Raw genomic sequence first — 26186 nt, 5'->3', positions numbered from 1 at the left:
CCGCCAGGCTCGGTCCGAGGGCGTCCAGCCGGACTCGTGCGCTTGGAGGCTGATGCGGGAACATCAGCCGTGCCTCCGCCACGGCTCGCTCACCCAAAGTCGCGAGCAGGCCGCGCCTTCGTGCGATCCGAGACCACGACGACCGCCGGAGCGATCGAGAAGGTCGGCGGCGCACAGCGCGGCAAGGCGATCATCGTCCTGAACCCCGCCGAGCCGCCGCTGATCATGCGTGACACGGTCTTCGTCCTGGTCGACGCCCCCGACCCGGCCGCCTGGTCCGATATCCGGCAGAGCATCGAGAAGATGGTGGCCGACGTGGCGGCCTACGTCCCGGGGTATCGGCTCAAACAGCAGACGCAGATCACCGAGATCCCCGGCGACCAGCCACTGGACACCCTGCTCGAAGCCGGCACCCGGCGCCCCACCCATCAGGTGTCGGTGTTCCTGGAGGTCGAGGGCGCCGCACACTATCTGCCCGCCTACGCAGGCAACCTCGACATCATGACCGCGGCGGGACTCCAAGTCGCCGAGCGGATCGCCGCAGCGAAGGCGGACAGCCGATGACCACGCAGATCTACGTCCAGGACGTCACCCTCCGGGACGGCATGCACGCCGTTCGCCACCGCATCAGCCCTGTCGATGTCGCCCGCATCGTGACAGCGCTCGACGAGGCCGGCGTGGACGCGATCGAGATCGCACACGGCGACGGTCTGGCGGGCAGTTCGGTCAACTACGGGCCCGGCTCGCACACCGACTGGGAGTGGATCGAGACCGCGGCCTCCGTACTGAAACGGGCCCGGCTCACCACTCTCCTGCTGCCAGGCGTGGGCACGATCCGCGCACCGCGTGCCGGGGTCGGCCAGATGCCGAACCGGGGAGAGGGCAGGTGGCGGCCAGGGCGCTGAGCGCGGCGTCGAGTCGGGCGGTGGCTTCGTCGGCGACGGGCTTGAGGGCGTCCAGGCCGGTGAGGTGACCATGGTGTCCGGGTCGAGGGCCTGGACGAGCGTGTGGTCGCCGTCGCGGCGGACGACGACGTTGCAGGGCAGGAGCAGGCCGATGGAGCGGTAGGCCTCCAGGGCGTGGTGGGCGAGCGGCGGGTTGCAGGCGCCCAGGATTAGGTAGTTCTCCATGTCGTGGCCGAGCTTGGCCTTCAGCGTGGCCTGGACGTCGATCTCGGTGAGGATGCCGAACCCCTGGTCGGCCAAGGCCTGGCGGACGGCGGCGGTGGCGGCGTCGAAGTCGGTGACGGCCAGTCGGACGGTGCGGTCGTAGGACACGGTGCGCTGCTCCTTCGGTGAGGCGGAAAACCCGGTTCCTTGATACCCCGCCGGGTACCCGGCGCAGCGGACGCAATGCCGCACCCGGAGATATGGGGGACGTCCAGGACCACAGGAATACCCCCCGGGGTACCCCTGTTAGGGTAGGTGCCGAATACCCCCCGGGGTACACCGTTCTTGTGGAGGAGCCGCAGTCGTGTTCTTCGTCGACACTCTTGAGTTCGAGGGTCTGGGCAACCGCAGCTACCTGGCCGGCGGGGCCGCTGCCGCGGTGGTTATCGATCCGCCGCGCGACATCGACCAGGTGATCGCCGCCGCCGCCAGGCGCGGGGTGCGCATCGCGTACGTGGCGGAGACCCACGTGCACAACGACTACGTCACCGGTGGCCTGGAGTTGGCCCGCGTCACCGGCGCCTCCTATCTGGTGCCGGCCGCGGCGCACGTGTCCTTCGCCCGCACCCCGGTCGCCGATGGCGACACCGTGGACGTGGACGCGGGTCTGGTCCTGCGTGCGATCGCCACGCCCGGGCACACCCCGCACCACACCTCCTACGTCCTGGAGCAGGACGGGCGCGGCGTGGCGGCGTTCACCGGCGGATCGCTGCTGATCGGTACGGTGGGCCGCCCTGACCTGGTGGAGCCTCGGCTGACGGAGCAGCTGGCCCGGGCCCAGCACGCCTCCGCCCACCGCCTGACCGCCGAGCTGGACGACGAGGTGCCGGTGCTGCCCACCCACGGGTTCGGCAGCTTCTGCTCCTCCGCCCAGGCCGAGGGGGACGCGACCACGATCGGCAAGGAACGCACCAGCAACGACGCGCTCACCCTGGACGTGGACACCTTCGTTCAGCGGATGCTCGCCGGGCTGGAGGACGTGCCCGCCTACTACGCGCACATGGGCCCGGCCAACGCCGCCGGCCCCGCCCCCGTCGACCTCACCCCGCCGAGGCGTGCGGATGCAGGCGAAATCTCCTCCCGGCTGGCCGCCGGTGAGTGGGTGGTGGACCTGCGCAGCCGCATGGCCTTCGCCGAGGGGCACGTGGCCGGCTCGTTCAACTTCGAGGGCGAGGGCAAGCTCGCCACCTACCTGGCCTGGCTGATCCCCTGGGGCAAGCCCGTCACCCTGCTCGCCGACACCCCGGAGCAGATCAGCGCCGCGCAGCGGGAACTCGCGCGGGTAGGCATCGACCGCCCGGCCGCCGCCGCCACCGGCGACCCGGCCGGCTGGGTCCATGAGGGCGAGAGGCTCGCTTCTTTCCCGCGTGCCCGCTTCGCCGACCTTGCCCAGGTGCGCGAGCGCGGCGACGAGGTGGTCGTCCTGGATGTGCGCCGGGACTCGGAGCGCGTAGGCGGCTACATCGACGGCTCGGTCCACATCCCGATCCACGAGCTGCACGGCCGTATCGGCGAGGTGCCGGACGGGACGGTGTGGGTGCACTGCGCCGGCGGGATGCGCGCGGCGATCGCCGCCTCCCTCCTCGATGCCGCCGGCCGCAAGGTGGTCGCCGTCGACGACGCCTTCGACGCCGCGGCGGATGCCGGGCTGCCCCTGGCCTCCGCCTGAGTTCGGCCGATCTCCCGCAAGGAAGGAAGCGTGTGATGTTCCTCTTTCGCCGAAACGGGCCCCGTGTCACGGTCGACGAGGCACACAGCCGTACCAGCGGCGACCGGCCTGACGCCGTCCTGCTGGACGTCCGCGAGAAGCCCGAATGGAACTCGGGCCACGCCCCGGGCGCCATCCACGTACCGCTGACGAACCTGGTCGCCGGCACCATCCTGCCCGCCGAGGCGCAGGGCCGTCCGCTGGTGGTGATCTGCCGCAGTGGACACCGCTCCCAGCAGGCCGCGAAGCTCCTCACCGACCGCGGAGCGCAGGTGGTGGACGTCGAGGGCGGTATGAACGCGTGGGCCGCCGCCGGGCACCCGGTCGTCGACGAACGCGGGAACAGCGGCCGGATAGCGTGACCGTACTCGTTCTCGCCCTCATCGCCGGGGCCGTCATCGGTCTCGCGCTCGGGGCCCTCGGCGGCGGTGGCAGCGTCCTTGCCGTACCGGCACTGATCTATCTGCTCGGCTTCACCCCGGCCGCCGCCACCACCGCCAGCCTGATCATCGTCACCGCCACCTCCGCCACCGCCCTGTACGCCCACGCCCGCGGCGGGAACGTGGCATGGAAGACAGGGGCGTTGTTCGCTGCGGCGGGCATCGTCCCCGCCTTTCTCGCCGGAGCTGTTGCAGGGCGCCTGCCCGAAGCGGTGCTGACGGCGGCGTTCGCGGTCATCGCCGCGCTGGCGGCTCTGCGTATGTTGCGTCCGTCCGCGTCCGGGCCGCCGGACCGGATCCGTCCCGGCAGGGCGGCTGGCGCCGGTGCCGGACTCGGCGCCGTGACGGGCTTTCTGGGGGTCGGCGGGGGATTCCTCGCCGTGCCCGCCCTGGTGGGCGTCCTGGGACTGGCCATGCGGCGGGCGGTGGGCACCAGCCTGCTCGTCATCACGGTGAACTCCCTCGCCGCGCTCGCCGCTCGCACCGGCACCGGTGGCGGGCTCCACTGGGAGGTCATCGGCCCCTTCACCGGAGCCGCGATCCTCGGAGCCTGGGACGGCAAACGCCTCGCGACGAAGATCTCCGGCACCACTCTTCAGAGAGTTTTCGCCGGCGTACTGCTGGCAGTGGCGGCCTTCATGCTCGTTGACGTGATCGTCTGAACACGAGGGCCGCGACCGGCTCAGACCAGGACCAGGAGAGCTTCTCCAGCCCCACCGCGCATCTCAGGACCGCCCTCAGTCCGGCTCCCGCCAGATCAAGCTCAGCACACTCCGACACACAAGGATGACATCTGCCATGACCACACCCACGGCCCTCGCCACCGACGAGGCGCGCACCCGCCTGCACGAACTGACCATCATCGACGTGCGCACCCCGGGCGAATACGCCGGCGGTCATCTCCCCGGCGCGCTCAACATCCCCCTCGACCAGATCCGGCGCGCGCTGCCCGACATCCGTCACGCCACCGACCGCGGCGACGTCCTGGTCGTCTGCGCCTCGGGCGCCCGCTCCGAGAACGCCTGCAAGATCCTCGCAGAGAACGGCGTCACCACCGCCACCCTGTCAGGAGGCACCGGTGCCTGGGCGGCCGACGGCCACGAGCTCCACCGCCCCCAGGGCGCCTCCCGCGCCACCTGGGGAATGGAGCGACAGGTGAGGCTCACCGCAGGAGTGACCGTGCTGCTCGGCCTGCTGCTCGGGCTCGTCGTCCACCCCGCCTTCCAGCTCATCTCCGCCGGCATCGCGGGCGGTCTGGTCTACTCCGCCCTGACCAACACCTGCGGCATGGCCGCCATGCTCGCCAAGCTCCCCCACAACCGCCCCCGCGCCGCCGACCTCGACAACACACTGGCCGCACTACGCAACCGCTGAACCACACCACAAAGGGGAGGGACCTGGCTCCGGATCCCTCCCCTTTCGTATCCAGGCCATGTGGCCAACAGCTCCGAACCGGGCGGGTGATCCGGCGTCGCGGCACCACAGCTCAGGCCAGAGAAAGGAACAGCTTCTCCAGCCGAGTACGCATCTGCTCCCGGTCACCGGAAGCAGCCATGTCCGCATCGGTCAGGCAGTGCTGCAGCCCCGTGGCGATGATCGCGAAACCGGCCTTGTCCAAAGCCCTGGACGCCGCGGCGAGCTGGGTGACGACGTCCTCGCAGTCCCGCCCCTCCTCGATCATCTTGATCACACCGGCGATCTGACCCTGCGCCCGGCGCAGCCGGTTGACCACCGTCTTCAGTTCCTCAGCCGCCATCGCCAGTTCCACAACCCACACTCCTTCGGTAAGATACCCCCTTGGGTATCTTACCGAAGGAGTAACCTCACCCGGGCAAAGGAAAATCCCCGTCGCTCCACCACCACCGCCCTCAGTGCCGATCAGGCCAACGCCCGCCCGTACGAGCTGACCGTCATCGACGGAGGTGGCACGGCGCGAACGCATTCTGGAAGTCGCTGCCGAGCTGGGCGCCGATGTGGCCTACGAACGAGTGCAGATGCAGGAGGTCGCCAAGGCCGCCGACCTGGCACTCGGCACGCTCTATCGTTACTTCCCCTCCAAGGTGCACTTGTTCGCAGCGCTGTGGAAGACGCATATCGACGGCTTTGTTGAGGACTGCTGGCAATCCCCTGGGAACGATCCGGGCGCCACCGTCGGCGATCGGCTGGTGGCCCTGACCCGGTCCTTGCTGGACCGGCCCCTGCTGTGCTCGGCGATGGTACGGGCCATCGCCGTCGACTATTCCGTCAACCCCGACTACCACTTTCGGTTCGCCGAGGACAGGCTGTGCCGGGCAGTGCTACACACCCTGGGCCGGGACGCCTCTAGGCCGCCTTTAGGGAGACGATTTCCGTGAGGGCGTTTGTGGCGATCAGCGAGGTGACCGGCTCAACGACTGCGCCTCGCCTGACCGTCGCATCGTGTCGCCGGATCCGCAGTAACCAGTCGCGCCCGGGTCCTCGCGCCGACGAGGCATTGCCGTCTCGATCTCATCATCCACAATAACTAAAGCGCGTTAGTAGCGCGCGCAAGCGCCATCCTACGCCCTCACCGCGGTCGGAGGAGACAGCATCCAGCCTGCTGCGGCGCGGCGGGGCGTGATCCGAGATCAGACTGAGCGACGCTCGATCACCCGGGTGACCTCAGGACCGATAGGGACGGGCCGTCCGTCGAGGAGACTGATGATCGCCTCGACGAGATGTCGTGCGGTGTCCCGCATATCTACTGCCACCATCGTCAACGGCGGGGCTGCGAGGCGTGCGGCCGGCGAATCGACCGCGCCGATCACGGCCAGGTCCGACGGCGCGGCTAGTCCTTGCTCGCGTAGACCCGCGAGGACGGCCAAGGCTGCCACATCGTCGTGGGCGCACACGCCGGTGACGGCGGGGGTCATCCCACGCCATGCCTCGACAGCGGCTCCGGCTCCCACCTCGTCGCAGGGAACAGCCAGAGCCACCGGGCCCGGCACACCGTGCTCGGCGCAGGCTCCCTGCAGTGCTTTCAGGCGCATCTCGCTCGCCTCGGCCAGGCGTTCGTCGTGCGGGCGGGCGTAGCCGAGCCGACGGTGCCCCGCCCTGAGCAGTCGCTCGACCTGCAGCCGGGCGATGCTGTTTTCCCGGGCTCCCCAGATCCACTGCGCGACGGGGTCGGACTCGGCGGTGAGAGAGACCACGGCGCGTACGCCATTGCGCCGCATCGCGGCGACGTCATTATCGGGCAGGTCCCATGCGAGGACGGCCACGGGCGTGATGACGGTCCACACATCACCATCGGGCCTGCGGGACCACGGATGGATCACCGCAGTGAGCCCGACGGCCGCGAACTCCGCCGAGAGAAACTCGACCAGTGTGCCCAGGTCGGTCAGCGGCAACTGAGGGGGCTGATAGAGGAGCACGACGTCACTCCGGCCGCGGCTGAGCGTCCGGGCCTCCGCCGAGGGGGCATAGCGCAGCCGGGCCGCCGCTTCGAGGACGCGCTGCCGCGTCGACTCGGAGATCGTCTGCCCCTTGGTGCCGTTGAGCACGAAGCTGACAGTGGCCCTGGAGACTCCGGCCTCCCGGGCGACGTCGGAACTGGTGACCCGGCCCTCCGGCCGAGCAGCGGCCTCGCCCGCCATCCATCGCCCCTTCCGCTCTTGTGGGTGTACCACGCCTGATGTACTGTACCCGCACTCACTAACGCGCGTTAGTGAATGAATAGTCGGTAGGGCGTCCCCGTGGCCACGGGGACTCGTCATGCCGCTCCGACAACCACCCCCTAAGGGCCCTGAGAGGGGCCGGTGCCAATCCACGGCTTACCCCTGAAGGGGCACGATCGGTTCTGCTCCGTGTTCCGGCGGAGCAGAACCCACGCAGCCCGTGCGGGGTTCGAGGTCGTCCGCAGACATGCAGATTCGTTCTGCTCGACGACCGCGCGCCTGATCCCTACGAACTCAGAACCTCAGGAGCTGCTGATCGTGCCCGAACCGTTGATCTTCCCCGAGCGCTTCCTTTGGGGGGCCGCGACAGCCGCACATCAGGTCGAAGGCAACAACGCGAACAGCGACTGGTGGGAATGGGAGACCGACCCAGCGCCCAAGGCGCCCATGGCAGGGCCCTCCGGCATGGCGTGCGACCACTTCAACCGTTACAAGGACGACATCGCGCTGCTCGCGGAACTCGGACTGAACACCTACCGCTTCTCCGTGGAGTGGGCACGAGTCGAGCCCCGCCAGGGAGAATTCGACCGCGAGGCGCTCCAACACTACGCCGACATGGTCGAGACCTGCCTGACCCACGGCGTCACACCGATGATCACGCTGCAGCACTTCACGTTGCCGGCCTGGGTCACCCACGCCGGAGCCTGGACCAATGCCGAACTCCCGGCCTGGTTCACGCGCTACACCAGGCACGTGATGGAACATCTACAGAACCGTGCTCCCTACATCTGCACGATCAACGAGCCCGGCAACATGATCACGCGGGGGTATCTGGGCACCTTCCCGACTCCGCCCTTCGTCCGGAACCTCGACGCGTTCGACGCCGCAGCCTCAGGAGTGATCGCCGCACACCGCAATGCCCGAGAGGTCATCCGTGAACTCGCACCCGGCGTCAAGGTCGGCATGGCCCATGCGCTGCAGGACTGGCACGCCAATCCCGGCGGAGTCCCAGCGATGGAATGGGCTCGGGAACTCCACGAAGACAGGTTCTTCGCCGAGACCGCCGACGACGACTTCATCGGCGTCCAGACCTACACCCGCCTCGACGTCAACGCCCCCCGCATCACCAAACCCCTCAGCGCGGCGCTTCTGCGCAGCCGTCGCCTTACGCAGTCGCTCGCCCTGCCGTACCTGCGCCGCCAAGCGGCAGCCGTGTCTGCGGAAGGAGCACCCGTCGGCGAGGGCCGCCGCACCCAGATGGGATATCTGTGGGCTCCTGAGGCGGTCGAGGCCACGACCCGGCGAGTGGCGGGCCTCTTCCCCGGCAAGGAGATCGTCCTCACCGAGCACGGTGTCGCGACCGACGTCGACAGCGAGCGTATCGACTACATTCGAGCAGGTCTGCGCGTCGTGCACCGGCTGATCGGCGACGGACTGCCCATCACCGGCTACGTCCACTGGTCACTGCTGGACAACTTCGAGTGGTGGGACGGCTACGGCCCCAAGTACGGGCTCGTGGCGGTCGACCGCAGCACTCAGGAGCGGGTCGTCAAACCATCGGCACATTGGTATGGCGACGTGGCCCGGATCAACCGGATGCCAACATGAGCCGCCGCCTGGGACACGGTACGGCTACCTCGGCATGAGCCGTTCGCCCGCTGGGTGGCGTGGCCGAGTCCGCCCTCGAAGCGGCGCCGACAGGCCTTGAGGTCTTCGATACCACATGCACGCAACTGGCCCAGGGCGAGCGTCGCATACGAATATCGGCGGCGCTGAACGACCAGATCGCGCCACGCACGGTCCAGGTCACTGCGCGCGTCAGGCGGGCGACCTAATTTGCATGCGGCTGCGGAGCAGGCGTCTCGATGAACGTCATGGACTGTGGCGAACGCACCTGGCCTGGCTCCACCATCCCCGTACCGCAGGACAACCGCCCGGTCGGCCTTGGATCAGAGCCAACGACGCCAGGTGGCGGTTCGTCGCCGCCGTAGGCCGCACCCACCTCGTGGTTCCGGTGCCCACAGCGCCATCCCATGATCACCATCACAGCAACAAGGAGTTCTCATGTCGTTCCGCTGGGGCATCGCCGGCACTGGTGTCATAGCAAACAGTTTTGCGGACGCGTTGGGCCGGTTGCCTGACGCCCACTTGGTCGCCGTCGGCTCCCGCAGTCGGAAAGGGGCCGACGCGTTCGGCGAGAAGCACGGCATCGCCGCGCGACACCGGCACGCTTCGTACGAAGATCTGGCCGCCGATGACACTGTCGACATTGTCTACGTCGCATCGCCCCACTCCCACCATCACGAGCACACGTTGCTGTTCCTGAACGCGGGGCGTCCAGTGTTGTGCGAGAAGGCGTTCTCGCTGGACGCGGAGCAGGCCGCTGAAATGGTGGCTGTGTCCAGGGAACGGGGCCTGTTCCTGATGGAGGCGATGTGGAGCCGGTTCCTGCCGGCCTATGTCAAAGTCAGAGAACTGCTCGCCGAGGACGTCATCGGTGAAGTCCAGTCCCTGGAGGCCGACTTCGGCTTCCAATTCCCGGCGGACCCCGAACACCGTCTGTTCGATCGCGCGCTGGGTGGCGGTTCCCTGCTCGACCTGGGTGTGTATCCCCTATCGCTGGCCAGCATGGTGCTGGGTACGCCCGACCGGGTCACGGCGTACGGCACACTCGGCTCGACCGGCGTCGACGAGCATGTCGCTGTCCTCTCCGGGTACGACAGTGGGGCGGTCGCGCTGGCCCAGAGTTCCATGCGGGCGAACCTCGGTTGCACAGCCCGTATCACCGGCACCGAAGGTCACATCGAACTGCCGTTCCTGATGCACTGCCCGGACGAACTGACCGTGCAGACGCGGGGCACCACCGAACGCCTGAGTCTGCCCGCCGCCCGCGAGGGCGACGGCGACGACACGGCGGGCGGCGGCCTGCACCGCCAGATCCGGCACGTCCAGGAGCGGCTACGCGCAGGGGAGTTGGAGAGCGAGATCATGCCTCTGGACGAGACCGTGGCGGTGATGCGCACGCTCGACACCGTGCGCGACCAGATCGGCCTGAGCTACACCACTCACTGACGTTCCCGCAACCAGCCAGCCATACGGATGCGTTCGGGGTTACGGCCACTCCGCTGCCGTAACCGCGTCCGAGGGGATCGGTACGGATCTCCGCCGCCTGATGTGGCCCGCACCCGTGGAGCCGCTTGCGGCGTCGCTACTCAACCGAAGCCGGAGAAGCCGATGGCTCACAGTGCAGAACGGCCCCCAGGCAGGCTCACGCCACGGGCCAGAACCAGATGGCTGGTTGTTTTCGTCATGGCTTTCGATCTCATGCTGACTGGAATCGCGTACTCCGCCTCAGGGGAATCGCCTCAGATCAGGGTGCTGTCGAATCGCGCGGATCTGGTGTCCGGGGGCGACGCCCTCGTCGAGGTGGCCCTGCCTTCCGGGGGAACACCAGAGAATGTGCGCGTGGACGTGGACGGCCGGGATGTGACATCCGCTTTCGCCGTCCGGCCGGACGGCCGCTTCCTGGGCCTGGTCACCGGCCTCCAGGTCGGCGAGAACAGGATGACGGCCCGGACACAGGGGGGCGCGGCAAGCCTTACCATCACCGGCCATCCCATCGGCGGACCGCTGTTCGCCGGGCCACAGGTACAGCCGTGGGTGTGCGCGACCGAGGAGAACGGCCTCGGGAAGCCGCAGGATGTCGCGTGCAATACTCCAGCGAAGTACAAGCTCTTCTACAAGTCCTGGCTGACCGGCCAGTTCACCGCATATGATCCGAAAAGACCGCCCGCAGACCTCGCATACACAACGACGGACCAGGGCAAGCGGGTCGCGTACGTCGTACGCCGGGAACGCGGCGTGATGGACCGTGGCATCTACGACATCGCGGTGTTGTACGACCCGGCCAAGCCGTGGCAACCGTGGGCACCGCAAGGCGGCTTCAACGGAAAACTCCTTGTGCCGTTCGGCGGCGACTGCACGCCGCGGCATTCACAGGACGCACCCATGGAGAACGTTCTCAACGACACGGCTCTGTCCCGCGGGTTCGCCGTCGCGGTGTCCAACCTGAACATGCTGGGGCAGAACTGCAACGACGTGGTCTCCACCGAAGCGCTGGTGATGCTCAAGGAGCACTTCGTCGAGAACTACGGCCCGATCCGCTACACCATCGGGCAAGGCTGCTCCGGCGGTTCCATGCAGCAGCACTGGATCACCTCCAACTACCCCGGTCTGTTGGACGGCATCCTGCCCTCCTGCAGCTTCCCCGACGTCTGGTCCACGCTGCAGGAGGCCGAGGACTGTCACGTACTCGACCACCACTTCGACAGGTCTCCATTGTGGGCGTTGACCACCCACAGAACCGCGGTGACCGGCCACGCGTTCGAGACGGTGTGCCGGACACTCTGGGACAACCCGACAGGCAACGGGCAGTACTCCAAGACCTGGTTGGACCCGGACAACGGGGCCGGCTGCCTCGGCGGATTCCTGGCCGGCCACACCACTCTGGAGCCCAATCGCTCGTGGGTGTACGACGCCGAGGCAAATCCTGCCGGTGAGCGGTGCACTCTTCAGGACTACGCCGTGGCCGTCTGGGGCCGAAGGCCCGCGAGTTCATGGGGGCCGGTCGAACAACGCATCCAACGCGGTTTCGCCAACCGGCCGTACGACAACACCGGTGTCCAGTACGGCCTGAAGGCCGTCGAGTCCGGCACGATCACCGCTGAGCAGTTCGTCGACCTCAACGAGAGCGTCGGCGGGCTCGACATCGACTGGAAGTGGCAGCCGGAGCGTAGTGAAGCCGACCCTGCGGCGCTGGAAGTCGCATACCGCTCCGGTCGGGTGACCTACCCCCGCGAGGCGGCCAAGGTCCCCGTCATCGATCTGCGCTCTCCCGGCAACTGGGAGATCCACAGCGACTTCCACAGTTACGCCATGCGTGCCCGCTTCGACCAGGCCAACGGTGGCCATGACAATCAGATCATCTGGACGGGTGTGCCTCCGGTGCAAACCGACGGCGATGCCCGCGAGAAGGCGTTCCTGCTCATGGACAGATGGCTGACCCGCATCGAAGCCGACACGTCCAACGACCCGATCGAGACCAAGGTGGTGCGCGACAAGCCGGCCGACGCTGTCGACGCGTGCTGGATCGGCAACCGCAAGATCTCCGATATGTCCGTCTGCCGCGCCACCTACCCTTACTTCGGTGTGCCCCGGACTGCGGCCGGGGGCCCGACGGCCAACAACATCCTCAAGTGCCAACTCAAGGAACTCAACCGGGACGACTACACCGTCGACTTCTCCAACGCCCAATGGGGCCGACTGCGGAAGGCCTTCCCCGAGGGGGTGTGCGACTACCGCGAGCCAGGCGTGGCCCAGCAACCCTCTCTGCCGTGGCTGACCTTCTCCGGCGGGCCGGGCGGACAGCCACTGGGCGCTCCGCCGGAGTCCGCCCCTACACCCTGAAAGGCTTCCCCTCATCCGGTGCCCACGGTGTCCCGCATCCCCAGCTAAGCGCTACACCGTGGGCGCCCAGCACCCTGTACGTCTCGATGTCCCACCCGGTGTACTACTCGCCCTCGGAGACGAAGCGGCCACGCGTGTCCTGGATGATCGCCATGAGCCCGCGCTCGGCCGCGGCAACAGATTGAGAGGCCTGGCCATGAAGGAGGTCTGCTTGCCGTTCAGCAGCCGACTCGGCAGCACCGGCCATGGCCCCGTCCCACCCAGACGGTGGACGTCCGCGCGCAGCACCATCCCGTCAAGCAACATCGGCCCGGATCGCAGTAGGCTCCGTAGCCCCGGCAAGCGCCCGGTCGAACTGCCGCCGTCCTCGCCGAGGAAACCATCTGCAACCCGTGGTGGAGACGCGCACCGGCCGACGCCAGCCGCGCCTGCTGGTCATCTGTCTGCACGGCACCGGACTGTGCTACCACAAGCCCACGCCCCTCGGCCCACAGGAGCCCTGCTTCGCCGCCGCCCCGGTACCCCGTGCGGCCAGCAGACGGCGTGCTCGGCACGCAACCGGACCAGGATCTCCGCCTGGCCGGGTCCGAACAGGTCCTGATAGAGGTGCTCGGCCAGCGCGAAGCAGAAGGCGCGGTGATCCCCTATAGAGTCAAGGGTCGGTCTGCCATCATCAAGGGCGATGACGGCCAATCCACCGAGTCCGGGCCGAAGAGGCGACCACTGCGGTGTGGGCCGTGGGAATGCACAGGCTGACGACGAGGGCAGTTGGGTGTGCGGTAGACATGGCAGGGAGCCCGCTTGCCCGCCCAACCGCCCCACCTCGGCCGAACGGCCAGGAAACGAAGCGGTCGCAAGCGTCCTCGGCCGAAAGGCTGATACCCCGCGCGCGTAGGTCGCAGCCTCTGGCGCGTCTCCTGTGCGGGGATCTGCCTTGCATCAGTGAGCTCGAGGTGAGTTTGGCACCTGACCTGCGCCCTAACGTCCCGGGGTGCAGGCATGCACGCCGTGCCAATCCAGGGACACCATCCCTACCGCGTGCCAGTTTCTCAGGCTGTTTCGCTGGGCGTCATCCCAGGAGCTGATGCGACGACATACCTGAGGCTGACGAAACCCTTTCTCGCATCAGCCTCAGGTGGTCGGCAATTCAGCTGATCCGCAGGATCTGTGGGAACCGGACGATAGAGAGGTTCCCAGCGGGATGGACCCGGACTCTCGCGTCCATGGGCCTCTTGTGGCCGTTTGCACGGCCCGTGGCACGTGCCCCTCGCTGTCTCTATCCCGATCGGAGTGCTACCCATGATCACTAGCCCGTCCACCGGCCCCCGCGCCGCCGCCCCTGCCATCGCCGCCCGCGCCACTGAGCTCTCCAAGGTCTACGGACAGGGCGACACCAATGTGGTGGCCCTCGATCAGGTCAGTGTCGGCTTCGGGCAGTCCCAGTTCACCGCGATCATGGGGCCTTCGGGGTCCGGGAAGTCCACGCTGATGCACTGTGTCGCGGGGCTGGACAGCTTCTCCTCCGGCTCGGTCCGCGTCGGTGATGTCGAGCTCGGGTCACTGACGGACAGGCAACTCACCAAACTCCGCCGGGACAAGGTCGGCTTCATCTTCCAGGCGTTCAACCTGCTGCCCACCCTGACCGCGTTGGAGAACATCACGCTCCCGATGGACATCGCGGGCCGGACACCGGACAAGGAGTGGCTGGACAGCGTCATTCGGATGGTCGGTCTGTCGGGCCGGCTCAGCCACCGCCCCGCCCAGCTCTCCGGCGGCCAGCAGCAGCGCGTCGCCGTCGCCCGTGCGCTCGCCTCCAAGCCGGACATCGTCTTTGGGGATGAGCCGACCGGCAACCTGGACTCACGCTCGGGCGGCGAGGTCCTCGGCTTCCTGCGTGACTCGGTACGGGAGCTGGGCCAGACCGTCGTCATGGTCACCCATGATCCGGTCGCCGCTTCCTACGCGGACCGGGTCGTTTTCCTCGCCGACGGCCGGATCGTCGACGAGATGTACGAGCCCACCGCGGACGGGGTCCTCGACCTCATGAAGTCGTTCGAGACCCCGTTCCGTACGAGCTGAGCGGCCCGCAGCAGAGCCGACCAACCGGTACGCACCCCCTCCGTCCTCAGCTCCCCTCACTTCACCGGGATCACACCACCATGTTCCGCACAGCGCTGCGCAACGTCCTCGCGCACAAGGCCAGACTGCTGATGACCGTGCTCGCCGTCATGCTCGGCGTCGCGTTCGTCTCCGGCACTCTGATCTTCACCGACACCTACACGAACTCCTCCAGCAGCCAGAAAGCCAAGAGTTTCGCCCACGTGGACGTCCAGGTCGACCCGGACCCCAACCACTACTCCGATTCCCCCGGCATCAGTCGGAAGACGCTCGAAGAGGTCGCCCGTGTGGACGGGGTCGCCGAAGCCGCCGGGCGGGTCGACGGACTCGCCTACGTCTCCGACAGAGACGGCGGACTCATCGGCGGCGCGTTCAACTCGGGCGCCAACTACGCGCCGGGCAAGAACGGCAAGGACCCGCTCTACGCGTTCACCGAGGGTGGCGGTCCCACAGAGGCCATGCAGATCGCGCTCGACAAGGACAGCGCCGACAAGGGTGGCTACCATGTCGGCGACACCGTGCCTGTCGCTCTGACGGGTCCGGCCAAGAAGTACAAGCTCTCCGGCATCTTCACCACCGAGGACCAGCTGGTGGCAGGAGGCGGCAGCCTGGTGCTGTTCGACACACCGTCCGCACAGCGGCTCTACCTCCAGCCGGGCTTCTTCGAGAACGTCACCGTCACCGCCGCCCCCGGCGTTTCGAGCACCAAGCTCGCCGCCGCCATCGGCAAGGTACTTCCGGACTCCGCGAAGGCCGAGACCGGTCAACAACTCGCCGACGCCGAGGCAAAATTGGCGGAGGGAGACGCCTCGCTGCTCAGTGGGATACTGCTTGCCTTCGCCGGTGTCGCGCTCTTCGTCAGCGTCTTCTTGATCGCCAATACCTTCACCATGCTGGCTGCCCAGCGCACCCGGGAACTCGCTCTGCTGCGTGCGGTCGGCGCCTCCCGCAGGCAGGTCACCCGTTCCGTGCTGATCGAGGCGATGGTGGTCGGCGCGGCCGGTGCGGTCGCTGGGCTCGGGCTCGGTGCCGTCATGGCCGCCATAGCACAGTCAGTGGTCGATTTCGGCGGAGGGAAGCTCCCGGACGGGCCGCTGATCGTCACGTCGACGACTGTCCTGGTCTCAGCATTCGTCGGTGTGCTGGTCACCATGGTGGCCGCCTGGCTGCCGGCCCGTCGCGCAGCGAAGATCCCGCCGGTCGCGGCGATCAGCAGCGCACACCTGCCCTCCACCATCAGGTCCCTGATCCTGCGGAACGTGTTCGGCGGCATCCTCACGCTGCTCGGCGCGGCGGTCGTCGTCGCGGGCGCCGGGACCGGCGGCTCGCGCGGCGCGATGATCGTCGGGTTCGGTGCCTTCCTCGCGGTGATCGGTGTCCTCGTGCTGATCCCGTTGCTGTCCCGGCCGGTGATCGCGCTCGTACGGCCGCTGCTGCGGCGGGGCTTCGGTGTCTCCGGCACGCTCGCGGGCCAGAACGCCGTACGCAACCCGCGCCGTACCGGCGCCACCGCCTCCGCACTGGCCATCGGCCTCACACTGGTCAGTGCTCTGACCGTGCTCGGCGTCACTGTCGGTCAGTCCATGGACAGGATGACCACGGACATCGTCAAGGCCGACTATATGATCACGACCACTGCTGTGGACCTGGACACCTCGGCGGTCGCCGCCGTGCGCAAGCTCCCCGGCGTCAGGGCCGTGTCGCCAGAGCAGCAGTCGTGGATGCAGATCGACGGCATCCAGGAGGATGTAACAGCCATCGCCCCGGCGGAGTTCGACAAGGCACTCGACCTTCCGGTGGTCTCCGGCTCACAGGGCACGCTCGCCAAGGGGCAGATCGCCGTTGCCGAGGACGAAGCGCGATCCCACGGTTGGAAGGTGGGGGACACCCTGCCAGCGGTGTACGGGGACTCCGGCAAGAAGCGCAGGGTGACCGTCGGGGCTATCTTCGAGTCCAACGAGGTCGTCTTCCCTGTCGTCGTCTCCGCGGACGTGATCGAATCGACCCTCGCGGCGTCCCTCTCCAAGATCTACGTCAAGACGGACGGCAGCACGGACAGGAAGGCGCTCGCTGACGCCCTCCCCGGGCGCCCGGGGATCAAGATCGACGACCAGCAGGCCATCCGCAACGAGTTCAGCGGCACATACGATGCTGCGCTCAACGTCTTGTACGCACTGCTCGCGATCTCCCTGGCCATCGCGGTGCTGGGAGTGGTGAACACCCTCGCGATGTCAGTCTTCGAACGACAGCGCGAGGTCGGCATGCTGCGAGCCGTCGGACTCGACCGGCGAGGCGTGACGCGGATGATCCAGCTGGAGGCCGTGGTCATCTCCCTCTTCGGCGCGGTCATCGGCATCGGAGTCGGTTCCTTCCTGGGCTGGGCCGTCTGCGAGATCGTAAAGGCGGACATCCCCGGGTACGCGCTGGTGCTGCCGTGGGGCCGGTTCGCGCTCTTCCTGCTGCTGGCAGCGCTCGTCGGACTCCTGGCCGCCATGTGGCCGGCCCGCAACGCGTCCCGACTGAACATGCTCATGGCCATCAAGACCGACTAGACGGAGGGAATCGCCGTACGGCCGTAGGCACATCGATGTGCCTACGGCCGTACGGTTGTGTGGCGAGCACGGGGCCCCCAGGCCCAACAGGTCAGTCTTCGGTGGGTCCACTGACTCCTCCTGCACACATCCTGCGCAGCCCCCGCCTGACGCAGTCGCTCGCCCTGCCGCCCCTGCACCGCCAGGCGGAAGTCGTCTCACTGGCGGAAGACGCACCCGCACCCGCTGACGGGATCCCGCGATGCACGTAAGCGTATCGACTACATCCGAGCAGGTCTGCGCGTCGTGCACCGGCTGATCGACGACGGACTGCCCGTCACCGGCTACGTCCACTTTCAAGTGCTGGGACGGCTACCGCCCCAAGCACGGGCTCGTGGCGGTCGACCACACCACTCAGGACCGCATCGTCAAGCGCCCGGCCCGTCCATTCGTCGGATTCGCCTTCGCGCACATGCTCGGCTTCAACCTGCTGCCCCGGTTGAAGAACGTGGGCTCGGCCCGGCTGTACCGGCCGGTTGCCGGCGAGGACGAGACGTGGCCGCACCTGGCCCCGGTGCTGTCCAGCAAGACGATCGACTGGGAGCTGATCCGCCAGCAGTACGACCAGATCGTCAAATACACCACCGCGCTCCGCCTGGGCACGGCCGAGGCCGAGCAGGTGCTACGACGCTTCACCTGCGGCGGCCCGAAGCACCCGACCTACCGGGCGATCGAGGAGCTCGGCCGCGCTGTGCGGACAGCGTTCGTCTGCGACTACCTGGCCAGCCCCGAACTACGGCGGGAGATCCACGAGGGCCTGCAAGTGGTGGAGAACTGGAACTCCGCCAACCACGACCTGTTCTACGGCAAGGACGGGGACCTGACCGGCGCCGACCGCGAGAGCCAGGAGATCTCGATGCTCGCCCTGCACCTGCTGCAGGCTGCCCTTGTCCACGTCAACACCCTGCTGCTGCAGAGGTCCTGGCCGAGCCGAAGGGGGTCGAGCGCCTCGGCGATGCCGATCGGCGCGCGTTGTCCCCGCTGTTCTGGACTCACGTCAACCCCTACGGCCGGTTCGAGCTGGACATGAGCAACCGGCTAGATCTCCAGTCGGCTGTAGTCGTCCCGGGCCAGCGAGCGGACGAACCGCAGTCGGCGCCCGCCGGGGAGAGCGCCGCGCAGCGGTAGCGCCAGCGATTCCGGGTCGAAGCCGTCGGCTGCGGCTTCGACCCAGAATCCCGTGGTCACGGCCGGGCGGTGGGGAGAGCCGGGTCGACGCCGGGAACCGCTCGGAGCGGGGACGGCCGCTCATCGATCAGGCGGTGTCGATGAGCCGGCGAAGTCTCTCCCGCCCGTTCGGTCTCGGGCGCGCGCCCGCTGCCTCGGATGTCGGCTTCGCCGGGCCGGCTCGGCGAGGCTGCTGCGGCGTGTCAGCGGGACTCCTGTGCGCTGAGCAGCGTGAGGGCGTTGCGGATGCCCTCTTCGAGGAGTTCGTCGGAGAGTCGCGGGTCAGACAGGGCGCGGGAGAGCTGCAGTGTCCCGACCATCATGGCGTAGACGCTGAGGGTCTTCGTGTGCGCCGAGCGCGGATCGGCGGGCGCCAGGCGGGCGGCGATGCCGTCGATGACGGCGAGCACCCCGTCGGTGTACGCCTGCTTGGTCTCCTGCGGGCAGCGCCCGATCTCATCGAGGAGTGCGGCGGAGGGGCAGCCGTCGTCGGGGCTGTCGCGGTGCTGGGGCGACAGATACCACCGCACGATCTGCTCGAGTCCTGCGATGCCGGGGGCCGCCTGGTCGATGACGTTGGCGTACTGCGTGCGCAGCTGGTCCGCGACCGAGGCGGCCACGAGGTCGTCCTTGGACGCGAAGTGGGCGTAGAAGGCACCGTTGGTCAGTCCGGCGTCCGCCATCAGCGTCGAGATGCCCGAGCCATCGATACCGTCCTGCTTGAACCGGCGGCCGGCGGTCTCGATGATCCGCTGCCTGGTCGCCTGCTTGTGCTCTTTCCCGTAACGAGTCACGCGCTCGCTCCTTCGTGCGCCGGAAGGGTCGCCCGCTTTCCGCCGGCCTCGCCATCATATTGGATTACGAACGCACTCTAATGGTGTGCGGGCGGCGTCTTGGAGCACCGCCACGCCTTCTGCGCGGCCGGCCTGGTTCAGTCGTCGCCGGGCGTCATCGAGATCACGACCTTTCCGGCCGTGGTACGCCCCTGCTCGACGTACGCCATCGCCTCGAGCGTCCGGTCGAAGGGGAACGTCCGGTCGATGACCGGGCGGAGCCGTCCGCTGTCGTACAGGGCGCCGAGTTCACGGAGCTGGGCGCCGCTGGCCTGCATGAAGAAGAACTCATAGCGCACACCCAGGGCCTTGGCCTGCTTGCGCACCTTGCGGCTGAGCGCGTTCATGGCCACGCCCATGAACGAGGGCGCGCCGAGTTGCCTGGCGAACCCGGAGTCCGGCGGGCCGGCGACACCGATGGCCAGGCCGCCCGGCTTCAGCACAGTCAGCGACTTCTCGAGGTTCGCCCCGCCAAGGGAGTCCAGCACCAGGTCGTAGCCGGACAGCACCTGCGAGAAGTCCTCCTTCGTGTAGTCGACGACGGTGTCGGCGCCGAGGCTCCTGACCATCTCCTCGGCGCGGGAGTTCGTGGTCGTGGCCACCGTGGCACCGAAGTGCTTGGCGAGCTGGATGGCCGTCGATCCGAGGCCACCGGCACCGGCGTGGACGAGCACTTTCTGGCCCGGCACCACGTGGGCGCGCTCCACGAGGATCTGCCAGGCGGCCAGGGCCACCAGCGGCACCGCGGCCGCCTCGCGGAGCGTGAGTGACGCCGGCTTGGGCGCGACGTCGTCCTGGTCGACCGCAATGAACTCGGCAAAGCCTCCGACCCGCAGGTCGCGGGGACGTGCGTAGACCTCGTCGCCGACCGTCAAGCCGCGCACGGTCGGCCCGACCTGCGTCACGATCCCGGCGACGTCATGGCCGAGCACGAACGGAAGCTCGTACTTCAGGAGTCGTTTGAACTCCCCGTTGCGGACCATCTTGTCCAGCGGGTTGATGCTGGCAGCGCTCACCTGGACCAGGACGTCGCCGGCCCCGACGGTGGGCTCGGGAACATCAGCGGCGCGCAGGCCGCCCTTGCCGTACTTCTCGACGACGAACGCCTTCATGTCAGCCGTCCCTTCGCGTGATCTTCTCGGTTGTCTTCTCGGCGGACGATGCGCATGTCCGGGCAGCTTCCACCTCAGCGGCCGAGGTGCCGTCGAAGCCACTGGCCCATCTGCTCGATCGCCCGGTCCACCTCGGGCACGCGTCCCGCGCCCAGGATGAACGAGTGCTGGCCCTCCGGCAGCGGGCGGACCTCAGAGACGATCTTGAAGTCGGTCAGTCGGCGGCCGAAATCGGCGCCATCGCCGGCAAGCGTTTCGTGCTCGCCGTAGTGGAGGGCCGTGGGCGGCAGGCCGGTCAGGTCGGCGTTCACGATGCTGATGGCGGGGTCGGTGAAGTCCACGCCGGGGTCCTGCAGCCAAGCCGCTCGGAACAGCTCGAGGATGCCCCGGCTGAGCATCCTGTCGAGTTCCTCGTTCTCGTCCACCTTCGGGTTACTGATGGTGAGGTCGGTCCAGGGCGAGATGCTGACGACCGCGCCGGGGACTGCCTCGCCCTTGGCGAGCAGGCGCAGGGGCAGCGCGATCGCGAGGGTGCCTCCGATGGAGTGGCCGGTGCTGCCGATGTTCCGCGGCGCGTAGCCCTGAGCGAGCAGCCACCGGTAGGCGGTCTCGGCGTCGTCGATCTGCGCCGGGTGGGGATGCTCGGGCGCCAGGCGGAAGCCCACGACGAGTGAGCGGATTCCGGCCGCCTTGGCGATGTGGCCGGCGGCCTTGCGGTCCGATGCGATCGAGGCGGCGACCGATCCGCCGAAATGGAAGTGAAGCAGCGCCTTGTCGGGGTCGGCGCCCTCGGGGATGACCCACAGGGCGGGGACGCCGTCCGCGTCCACGTCGGCGTAGGTGACGCCTTCCGGCTCGGTCGATGCCGAAGCATGTGTGTCGACGATGTCGCGGACGACGGCCAGATCGAGTCCCGGCGTCGACGCCTTCGCACGCACGCTGTCGAGGAACTGCGCGAACTGCTGCGCTTCCGTGCTCATTCCCATGGTGATGCTCCTTGTCAGGTCAGAGCTGAACGCGCCTCTCGCGCGCGCTGCGGGTCGATGGGCCGGGTGCGACGTTTCAGCCGGGCATCCGGTTGAACCTGCGGATCTGCTTGTCGAACATCCCGGCGGGGACGAGGCGTCGCGCGGTGGTGATGCGTGAGGCGAGCGGTCCGGCGGTGTAGCGCAGCTTCGGCTTCGAGGCGGTGGCTGCCGTGACGATCTCCTTGGCGACGACGGCGGGGTCGTCGCCGGTCTTCATCGCCGCGGCGACCACTTCGTCGAAGACACGCCGCCGCTCCGCGTACAGCGGCAGCGGGGTGTCGGGCTGCGCGGCATTGGCATCGAAGGCGGTCCGGGTGTAGCCGGGCTCGACGAGCAGGACGCGGACGCCGTGCTCGCGGACCTCGTGATCCAGGGACTCGGAGTAGCCCTCGACGGCGTGCTTCGCGGCGGCGTAGAGGGCCATGTAGGGCTGCGGGATGACGCCGAGGACGGACGAGACGTTGACGATACGTCCACGGCCCTGGGTGCGCATGTGCGGCAGAACGGCCTTCGCCATGCGGACATGACCGAAGAAGTTGAGGTTGAAGAGGCGCTGGGCCTGGGCGACGGAGCTCTCCTCGGCGGCGCCGGCCGAGCCCAGACCGGCGTTGTTGACCAGGACGTCGATCCGTCCGAACCGTTCGATCACTTCCCGGACCGCGGCGGTGACGGATTCGTCGCTGGTCACGTCGAGGTCGAGGAAGGCCACACCGGCGGGCGGGGTGAGCCCCGAGGTGTTCCGTCCGGTTCCGATCACCTCGAACCCGGCTGTGACGAAGGCCCGAGCGGTTGCGTTACCGATCCCCGATGACGCCCCCGTCACGAGTGCTACCGGCCGTTGTGTCGCCATGACGGACTCCTTACACATTGAATTTCGATCGTATGGCTTACTGTCGTAATGTTATTGCGGGGCGGAGTGGATGGCAAGGCCGCTCCGAAGGCGCCGGCATCTCCGGCCTGCCCGTCTCATCCAGAGCTCTCTCATGAACAGTCCTTTGCGCGAGCAAGATCAATCGCGGGCCGCCGGACCCCCGCCGATCCCGGGTTCGTTCGCAGAACCCGTTCTCACTAAGAAGCAGGACGGGCCTCCTTCTGAGACTTGCATTGTGCGAAGATCCGGGCCCGTGACGGACCCTCGGCTTCCTTCCTCAACCGACCGGTCGGACGCCGACGACGCCGAACAGCACGCCTGTCCGAAGTGCGTCGCCCAGCCCGGTTCCCCGTGCCGCTCGCGCGGCGGCGCGGTCGCCTCCGCCTACCACACCCGCCGCTTCACGAAGGTGCCCCGGCTGAAGAAGGCGCTGCGGGTGCCGACCCCGGCCGACCGTGGGCCGGGGTCGGCCGTGGCGGCCCGGCACCCCGCCACCGGCGCCGATCGACCCGGACCTGCCGAGTGCGGACATCCACATCGGCTAACGCGCGATGCTCGACGCTCAACTCCCAGCTCGACGCGCTCAGCAAGCACGGCATCCCGAGGGGCAAGATCTTCAGCGAGAAGATCAGCACCCGGGTGCGGGTCCGGCCCCGGTTCGAGAAGGCGCTGCGAACCGCGCGGGAGGTCAAGGCGCACGCCCCGCACTGCCGGGTCATCTTCACCGTGTACGAGATGAAGCGCCTCGGCCGCGACGCCGCCGAACTCACCGCGCTCACCGACCACCTCACCGCCCACGGCCTGGTCCTGGAGATGCTCGCCGGACCCCTGCCCGGCATCTACGACCCCACTGGCCCGGGCAAGCTGCTGTTCGCGTACTTCGCGGCGATGGCGGAGACCGAGCGAGAGAACATCCGCGAGTCCACGTTGGAGGGCCTGGACACCGCGGCCCGCAAGGGCAAGCACGGCGGCCGGCCCCCGGCGATGACCGACGACATGCTGCACACCGTGCTCCGGCGCCGGGCCGGCGGCGAGTCCGTCGGGCAGATCCAGCCCGACCTGTTCATCCCCACCGGCAAGCGCAAGGGACACAAGCCTTCCGTCAGATACTTGAGTCAAGACACTTGGAGAAAGTGCAGGTCAGAGCCGCCATGGACGAAATTTTGGAGCGTTGGGCATCTCGGCAAGCGGCGAAAGCCCCCCAGATCTCGGTTGAAGACCTCCGCGAACTCGCGGACAGTTTGGGTATCGAATTGGGTGACTGAGCTGCTTCGAGGGGCCCTGCCTGGATAGCAGGGTCCCTCGGTGTGTGTGAGAAATCGGCAAGCTGCCCCGCGCCATGGCCTCCCTGCGCAACCTCGCCATCAGCGTCTTCCGCCAGGACAGCCGGACGCCAGACCTACATCGCCGCGCCCAGACAGATCTCGTTCACGCAATGCCCCTGACTGGCGACCACGGCGGGGGTCACGTCCGCTGGAGTGGTGTATTGACGGCCACTCGGTGATCTCCTTTTGAGGCTATGCGGTGAGTTCGGTGGGCAGGTCGGTCTCGTGGGTTTCTGACTCGATCGGGTGGAGGCAGGCTTTGGCCAGCAGGTCGAGTCCCATGTAGCGGCGGGCCTCGGTCCACTCGTCGTTCTGTTCGGCCAGCACGGCGCCGACGAGCCGGATGACGGCGGTGCGGTCGGGGAAGATGCCGACCACGTCGGTGCGGCGGCGGATCTCCTTGTTCAGCCGTTCCTGCGGGTTGTTCGACCAGATCTGCCGCCAGATCTCGCGTGGGAAGGCGGTGAAGGCCAGCAGGTCGTGCTGGGCGGTGTCCAAGTGGGCTGCGGCCTTGGGAAACTTGGCCTCCAGCGCGTCCAGGACGTGCTGCATCTGGGCCTTCACGGCGTCGGTGTCGGGTTGTTCGAAGACGGTCCGCAGCAGCGTGGCCACCCAGGGCTGGGCCGATTTCGGGACCTGGCTGAGCAGGTTGCGGGCGTAATGAGTGCGGCATCGCTGCCAGCTCGCGCCGGGCAGGACCGCGCCGATGGCGTCGATCAGGCCGGCGTGCGCGTCGGAGATGACCAGCTGGACGCCGGACAGGCCGCGGGCGATCAGCGAGCGCAGGAAGGCCAGCCAGCCGGCGCCGTCCTCGGCGGTGGCGACATCGATGCCGAGGATCTCGCGGTGCCCGTCGGCGTTGACGCCGACCGCGATCAAGGCGTGGACGTTGATGATCCGGCCGCCCTCGCGGACCTTCTGGGTCAGCGCGTCCACCCAGACGAACGCGTAAGGGCCCTGATCCAGGGGCCGGTTGCGGAAGCGGCGACCTGCTCGTCCAGGTGCTTCGCCATCGCGCTGACCTGGGACTTCGACAGCTGGGTGACGCCGAGGGACTCGGCGAGCTTCTCGACACGGCGGGTGGACACGCCCAGCAGGTAGGCGGTGGCGACCACCGAGATGAGGGCCTGCTCGGCCCGGCGACGTCGCTCCAGCAGCCAGTGCGGGAAGTAACTCCCGCTCCTGAGCTTGGGGATGGCGAGTTCGACGGTGCCGGCCCTCGTGTCCCACTCGCGCGGGCGATATCCGTTCCGGTGGTTGACTCTCTCTTCGCTGACCTGCCCGTATTCAGCATTGCAGAGGGCATCCGCCTCCGCGGACATGAGCGCGTCAGCGAACGTCTTGACCATCGCGCGCAGCAGATCGGGACTCGCCGCGGCGAGGTTGTCTTCGGCGAGGGCGTGCAGGGGCAGACTGTCGGATGCGGTCATCGTGCTGATCTCCTTCGAGGCTTCGACACCTCGAAGATCAGCCGGTGGCCGTTCATCTATGCGGGCCTCATCCCGACGCCGGAGCAAACCCCCGGATCAGGTCGAACCCGTACACCATCTCCATGGACGCAACCACGGCGGGAGCGAACTGCTAGCACTTCAGATCGCCAATCGCCTCAGCCATTCGGCCAGACTGCGGGTCAAGGTCTGCAGGTTTCTGGCCTTTCGGTCGAGGTGCCCACGCCGAGACAGCGCGAAGATGAGCGCGAACGGAAGCCCCGGACGTAACGGGGGCCAACCAGTGCTTGGGCCGGTATGCTTCTTCCTGAAAGCGCCTTTTAAAACACCTCGCCTGCAGAGAGGACGTGTAGTGAATCTGAAAATTCGCACTCTTGGAGATCTCATGCGAACCTCTGGAGTGACGCCAAAGACTCAATCAAGTTCGCCAAAGCGTCGCGTTCTTACGAGCCTTGCGACTATTCTCGCCGCGTCGGGCGTTGTGGTCGCAAATCCTTCCGCTGCGTTCGCCAATTCCACCTTCACTGCTGTGGGGTATTGCGACACGAATTACCAGTGTGCGGGAGGTAGTGGCTCGAGTAGCAGATGGTCAGTGAATTTCGATGACGGGCCGACGGTATCGACAATTGACCTCCATGAACTGTACCGCGACCAGAGCGACACCATGTCCTCCTTTCGCATTCTCGGGAGTGTGATGTCGCGCGCCAATCACCCGAATGAAACAGTCACGATTCATCAGCAATTTTATCGAGACAATGGCGGGCAGGTGCCGCTCGGAGAGTACGAAACACGGTTCAGGGCGAGCAGCTCCAACAATGCCCAGCGCTTCAATTTCGATCAAGGCATACCCAATTTGCCGTGGAATGACCAGGTGTCGTCGGTTGCTATATGGATAACGAGAAAGTAGCTGACTGGCCTTAAAGAAGCTCGATCCTTCGTGACGACCTGCCGACTCCGTTGGCAGGTCGTTTCGCTTTCCGTGGCTCTTGGTGGGCAAATCTATAGTCCGGCTGGTGTCTCGGGTGAGCTCCGGATTTCATTGTTTCGAAATTGAACTTAGTCTTTTTGCCACCGAACCGAGTCATGCCGGATTGGCGCGCTCAGAACCACGACACGAGTGAGGGCCGACGGCAAGCCCTGGATCTCAGCACGTGGCCGGGGCCCCAAAAAACGGGGGCTGCGGTCGGCGATTCCTAATGCCGTTCGTCAAGCCGTGGCGCACGCCTGAGGTAGCGGGCAGGAGGTGTCGGAGGTGCGGGGTACAGTCCGTTCATC

General features: G+C 67.6%; 20 protein-coding genes and 5 pseudogenes. 16 read left to right on the top strand and 9 right to left on the bottom strand.

Going from position 1 to position 26186, the window contains the following annotated elements:
• Positions 1-111: 111 nt before the first annotated feature.
• Positions 112-564: pseudogene (locus H4687_RS08085) on the top strand (acetaldehyde dehydrogenase (acetylating)); the annotation flags it as partial.
• Positions 561-836, top strand: a pseudogene (locus tag H4687_RS08080) (4-hydroxy-2-oxovalerate aldolase); the annotation flags it as partial. The pseudogenes H4687_RS08085 and H4687_RS08080, both read left to right, overlap by 4 nt.
• Positions 837-888: 52 nt before the next feature.
• Here the strand turns inward: H4687_RS08080 and H4687_RS08075 are convergent.
• A pseudogene (locus H4687_RS08075) lies at positions 889-1277 on the bottom strand (DUF302 domain-containing protein); the annotation flags it as partial.
• A gap of 196 nt (positions 1278-1473) precedes the next feature.
• Here H4687_RS08075 and H4687_RS08070 point away from each other — a divergent pair.
• The 4 genes from H4687_RS08070 to H4687_RS08055 all read left to right on the top strand — a co-directional run bounded on the left by H4687_RS08070 (position 1474) and on the right by H4687_RS08055 (position 4691).
• Complete coding sequence (locus H4687_RS08070; protein WP_006378722.1) at positions 1474-2838, top strand: MBL fold metallo-hydrolase; 1365 nt, start codon at positions 1474-1476, stop codon at positions 2836-2838.
• 35 nt (positions 2839-2873) lie between these two features.
• Positions 2874-3239 (top strand): rhodanese-like domain-containing protein, encoded by a 366-nt coding sequence (locus H4687_RS08065; RefSeq protein ID WP_046914347.1) that lies wholly within the window; start codon positions 2874-2876, stop codon positions 3237-3239.
• Positions 3236-3979: a sulfite exporter TauE/SafE family protein gene (locus H4687_RS08060; RefSeq protein WP_006378575.1), complete on the top strand. Its 744-nt coding sequence runs from the start codon at positions 3236-3238 to the stop codon at positions 3977-3979. Before H4687_RS08065 ends, H4687_RS08060 begins: the two co-directional genes overlap by 4 nt.
• Before the next feature lie 136 nt (positions 3980-4115).
• Complete coding sequence (locus H4687_RS08055; RefSeq protein ID WP_010358256.1) at positions 4116-4691, top strand: rhodanese-like domain-containing protein; 576 nt, start codon at positions 4116-4118, stop codon at positions 4689-4691.
• 112 nt (positions 4692-4803) lie between these two features.
• Here the strand turns inward: H4687_RS08055 and H4687_RS08050 are convergent, their stop codons facing one another.
• Positions 4804-5085: a metal-sensitive transcriptional regulator gene (locus tag H4687_RS08050; protein WP_010358257.1), complete on the bottom strand. Its 282-nt coding sequence runs from the start codon at positions 5083-5085 to the stop codon at positions 4804-4806.
• Positions 5086-5239: 154 nt separating this feature from the next.
• Here H4687_RS08050 and H4687_RS08045 point away from each other — a divergent pair, with 154 nt between their 5' ends.
• Positions 5240-5671, top strand: coding sequence for a TetR/AcrR family transcriptional regulator (locus H4687_RS08045; protein WP_006379224.1), 432 nt, complete (start codon positions 5240-5242; stop codon positions 5669-5671).
• Positions 5672-5923: 252 nt separating this feature from the next.
• Here the strand turns inward: H4687_RS08045 and H4687_RS08040 are convergent, their stop codons facing one another.
• The gene (locus tag H4687_RS08040) at positions 5924-6931 is read right to left on the bottom strand and encodes a LacI family DNA-binding transcriptional regulator (RefSeq protein WP_006379104.1); all 1008 of its coding nucleotides are present in this window, start codon (positions 6929-6931) and stop codon (positions 5924-5926) included.
• 339 nt (positions 6932-7270) lie between these two features.
• On the opposite strand from H4687_RS08040, the gene H4687_RS08035 reads away from it, so the two are divergent.
• The 6 genes from H4687_RS08035 to H4687_RS08005 all read left to right on the top strand — a co-directional run bounded on the left by H4687_RS08035 (position 7271) and on the right by H4687_RS08005 (position 18157).
• Positions 7271-8560, top strand: a complete 1290-nt coding sequence (locus H4687_RS08035; protein WP_010358259.1) for a glycoside hydrolase family 1 protein — start codon at positions 7271-7273, stop codon at positions 8558-8560.
• A 456-nt stretch (positions 8561-9016) separates the two neighbouring features.
• Positions 9017-10024 carry a Gfo/Idh/MocA family protein gene (locus H4687_RS08030; RefSeq protein ID WP_010358260.1) on the top strand — a complete coding sequence of 336 codons (1008 nt, stop codon included), beginning with the start codon at positions 9017-9019 and terminating at the stop codon, positions 10022-10024.
• Positions 10025-10126: 102 nt separating this feature from the next.
• Positions 10127-12418: a DUF6351 family protein gene (locus H4687_RS08025; RefSeq protein ID WP_223786219.1), complete on the top strand. Its 2292-nt coding sequence runs from the start codon at positions 10127-10129 to the stop codon at positions 12416-12418.
• A gap of 1299 nt (positions 12419-13717) precedes the next feature.
• On the top strand, positions 13718-14497 hold the full coding sequence (locus H4687_RS08020; RefSeq protein WP_006378852.1) for an ABC transporter ATP-binding protein: 780 nt from the start codon (positions 13718-13720) through the stop codon (positions 14495-14497).
• A gap of 80 nt (positions 14498-14577) precedes the next feature.
• The gene (locus tag H4687_RS08015; protein WP_006378563.1) at positions 14578-17088 is read left to right on the top strand and encodes an ABC transporter permease; all 2511 of its coding nucleotides are present in this window, start codon (positions 14578-14580) and stop codon (positions 17086-17088) included.
• A gap of 373 nt (positions 17089-17461) precedes the next feature.
• Positions 17462-18157 carry a Tn3 family transposase gene (locus H4687_RS08005; RefSeq protein WP_006378841.1) on the top strand — a complete coding sequence of 232 codons (696 nt, stop codon included), beginning with the start codon at positions 17462-17464 and terminating at the stop codon, positions 18155-18157.
• Positions 18158-18165: 8 nt separating this feature from the next.
• Here the strand turns inward: H4687_RS08005 and H4687_RS08000 are convergent, their stop codons facing one another.
• The 5 genes from H4687_RS08000 to H4687_RS07980 all read right to left on the bottom strand — a co-directional run bounded on the left by H4687_RS08000 (position 18166) and on the right by H4687_RS07980 (position 22117).
• Positions 18166-18315, bottom strand: a complete 150-nt coding sequence (locus H4687_RS08000) for a hypothetical protein (RefSeq protein WP_162138053.1) — start codon at positions 18313-18315, stop codon at positions 18166-18168.
• A 182-nt stretch (positions 18316-18497) separates the two neighbouring features.
• Entirely contained in the window at positions 18498-19088 is a 591-nt protein-coding gene (locus H4687_RS07995) for a TetR/AcrR family transcriptional regulator (RefSeq protein WP_006378871.1), read from the bottom strand.
• A gap of 137 nt (positions 19089-19225) precedes the next feature.
• Positions 19226-20239 (bottom strand): NADP-dependent oxidoreductase, encoded by a 1014-nt coding sequence (locus tag H4687_RS07990; protein ID WP_006378619.1) that lies wholly within the window; start codon positions 20237-20239, stop codon positions 19226-19228.
• Between the two features lie 74 nt (positions 20240-20313).
• The gene (locus tag H4687_RS07985) at positions 20314-21225 is read right to left on the bottom strand and encodes an alpha/beta hydrolase fold domain-containing protein (RefSeq protein WP_006378832.1); all 912 of its coding nucleotides are present in this window, start codon (positions 21223-21225) and stop codon (positions 20314-20316) included.
• A 76-nt stretch (positions 21226-21301) separates the two neighbouring features.
• The gene (locus H4687_RS07980) at positions 21302-22117 is read right to left on the bottom strand and encodes an oxidoreductase (protein ID WP_010358267.1); all 816 of its coding nucleotides are present in this window, start codon (positions 22115-22117) and stop codon (positions 21302-21304) included.
• A gap of 70 nt (positions 22118-22187) precedes the next feature.
• On the opposite strand from H4687_RS07980, the pseudogene H4687_RS48680 reads away from it, so the two are divergent.
• A pseudogene (locus H4687_RS48680) lies at positions 22188-22526 on the top strand (zinc finger domain-containing protein); the annotation flags it as partial.
• 134 nt (positions 22527-22660) lie between these two features.
• The gene (locus H4687_RS07975; RefSeq protein ID WP_006379225.1) at positions 22661-23431 is read left to right on the top strand and encodes a recombinase family protein; all 771 of its coding nucleotides are present in this window, start codon (positions 22661-22663) and stop codon (positions 23429-23431) included.
• A 224-nt stretch (positions 23432-23655) separates the two neighbouring features.
• Here the strand turns inward: H4687_RS07975 and H4687_RS07970 are convergent.
• Positions 23656-24893, bottom strand: a pseudogene (locus tag H4687_RS07970) (IS256 family transposase).
• Positions 24894-25503: 610 nt separating this feature from the next.
• Here H4687_RS07970 and H4687_RS46290 point away from each other — a divergent pair.
• On the top strand, positions 25504-25818 hold the full coding sequence (locus H4687_RS46290) for a hypothetical protein (RefSeq protein ID WP_223786220.1): 315 nt from the start codon (positions 25504-25506) through the stop codon (positions 25816-25818).
• Positions 25819-26186 lie beyond the last annotated feature (368 nt).

Origin of the sequence: Streptomyces stelliscabiei (genome assembly GCF_014873495.1) — a bacterium.
Classification (GTDB): domain Bacteria; phylum Actinomycetota; class Actinomycetes; order Streptomycetales; family Streptomycetaceae; genus Streptomyces; species Streptomyces bottropensis.
The sequence above is the reverse complement of the archived record's forward strand: the minus strand, read 5'-3'. Positions and strand labels throughout refer to the sequence as shown.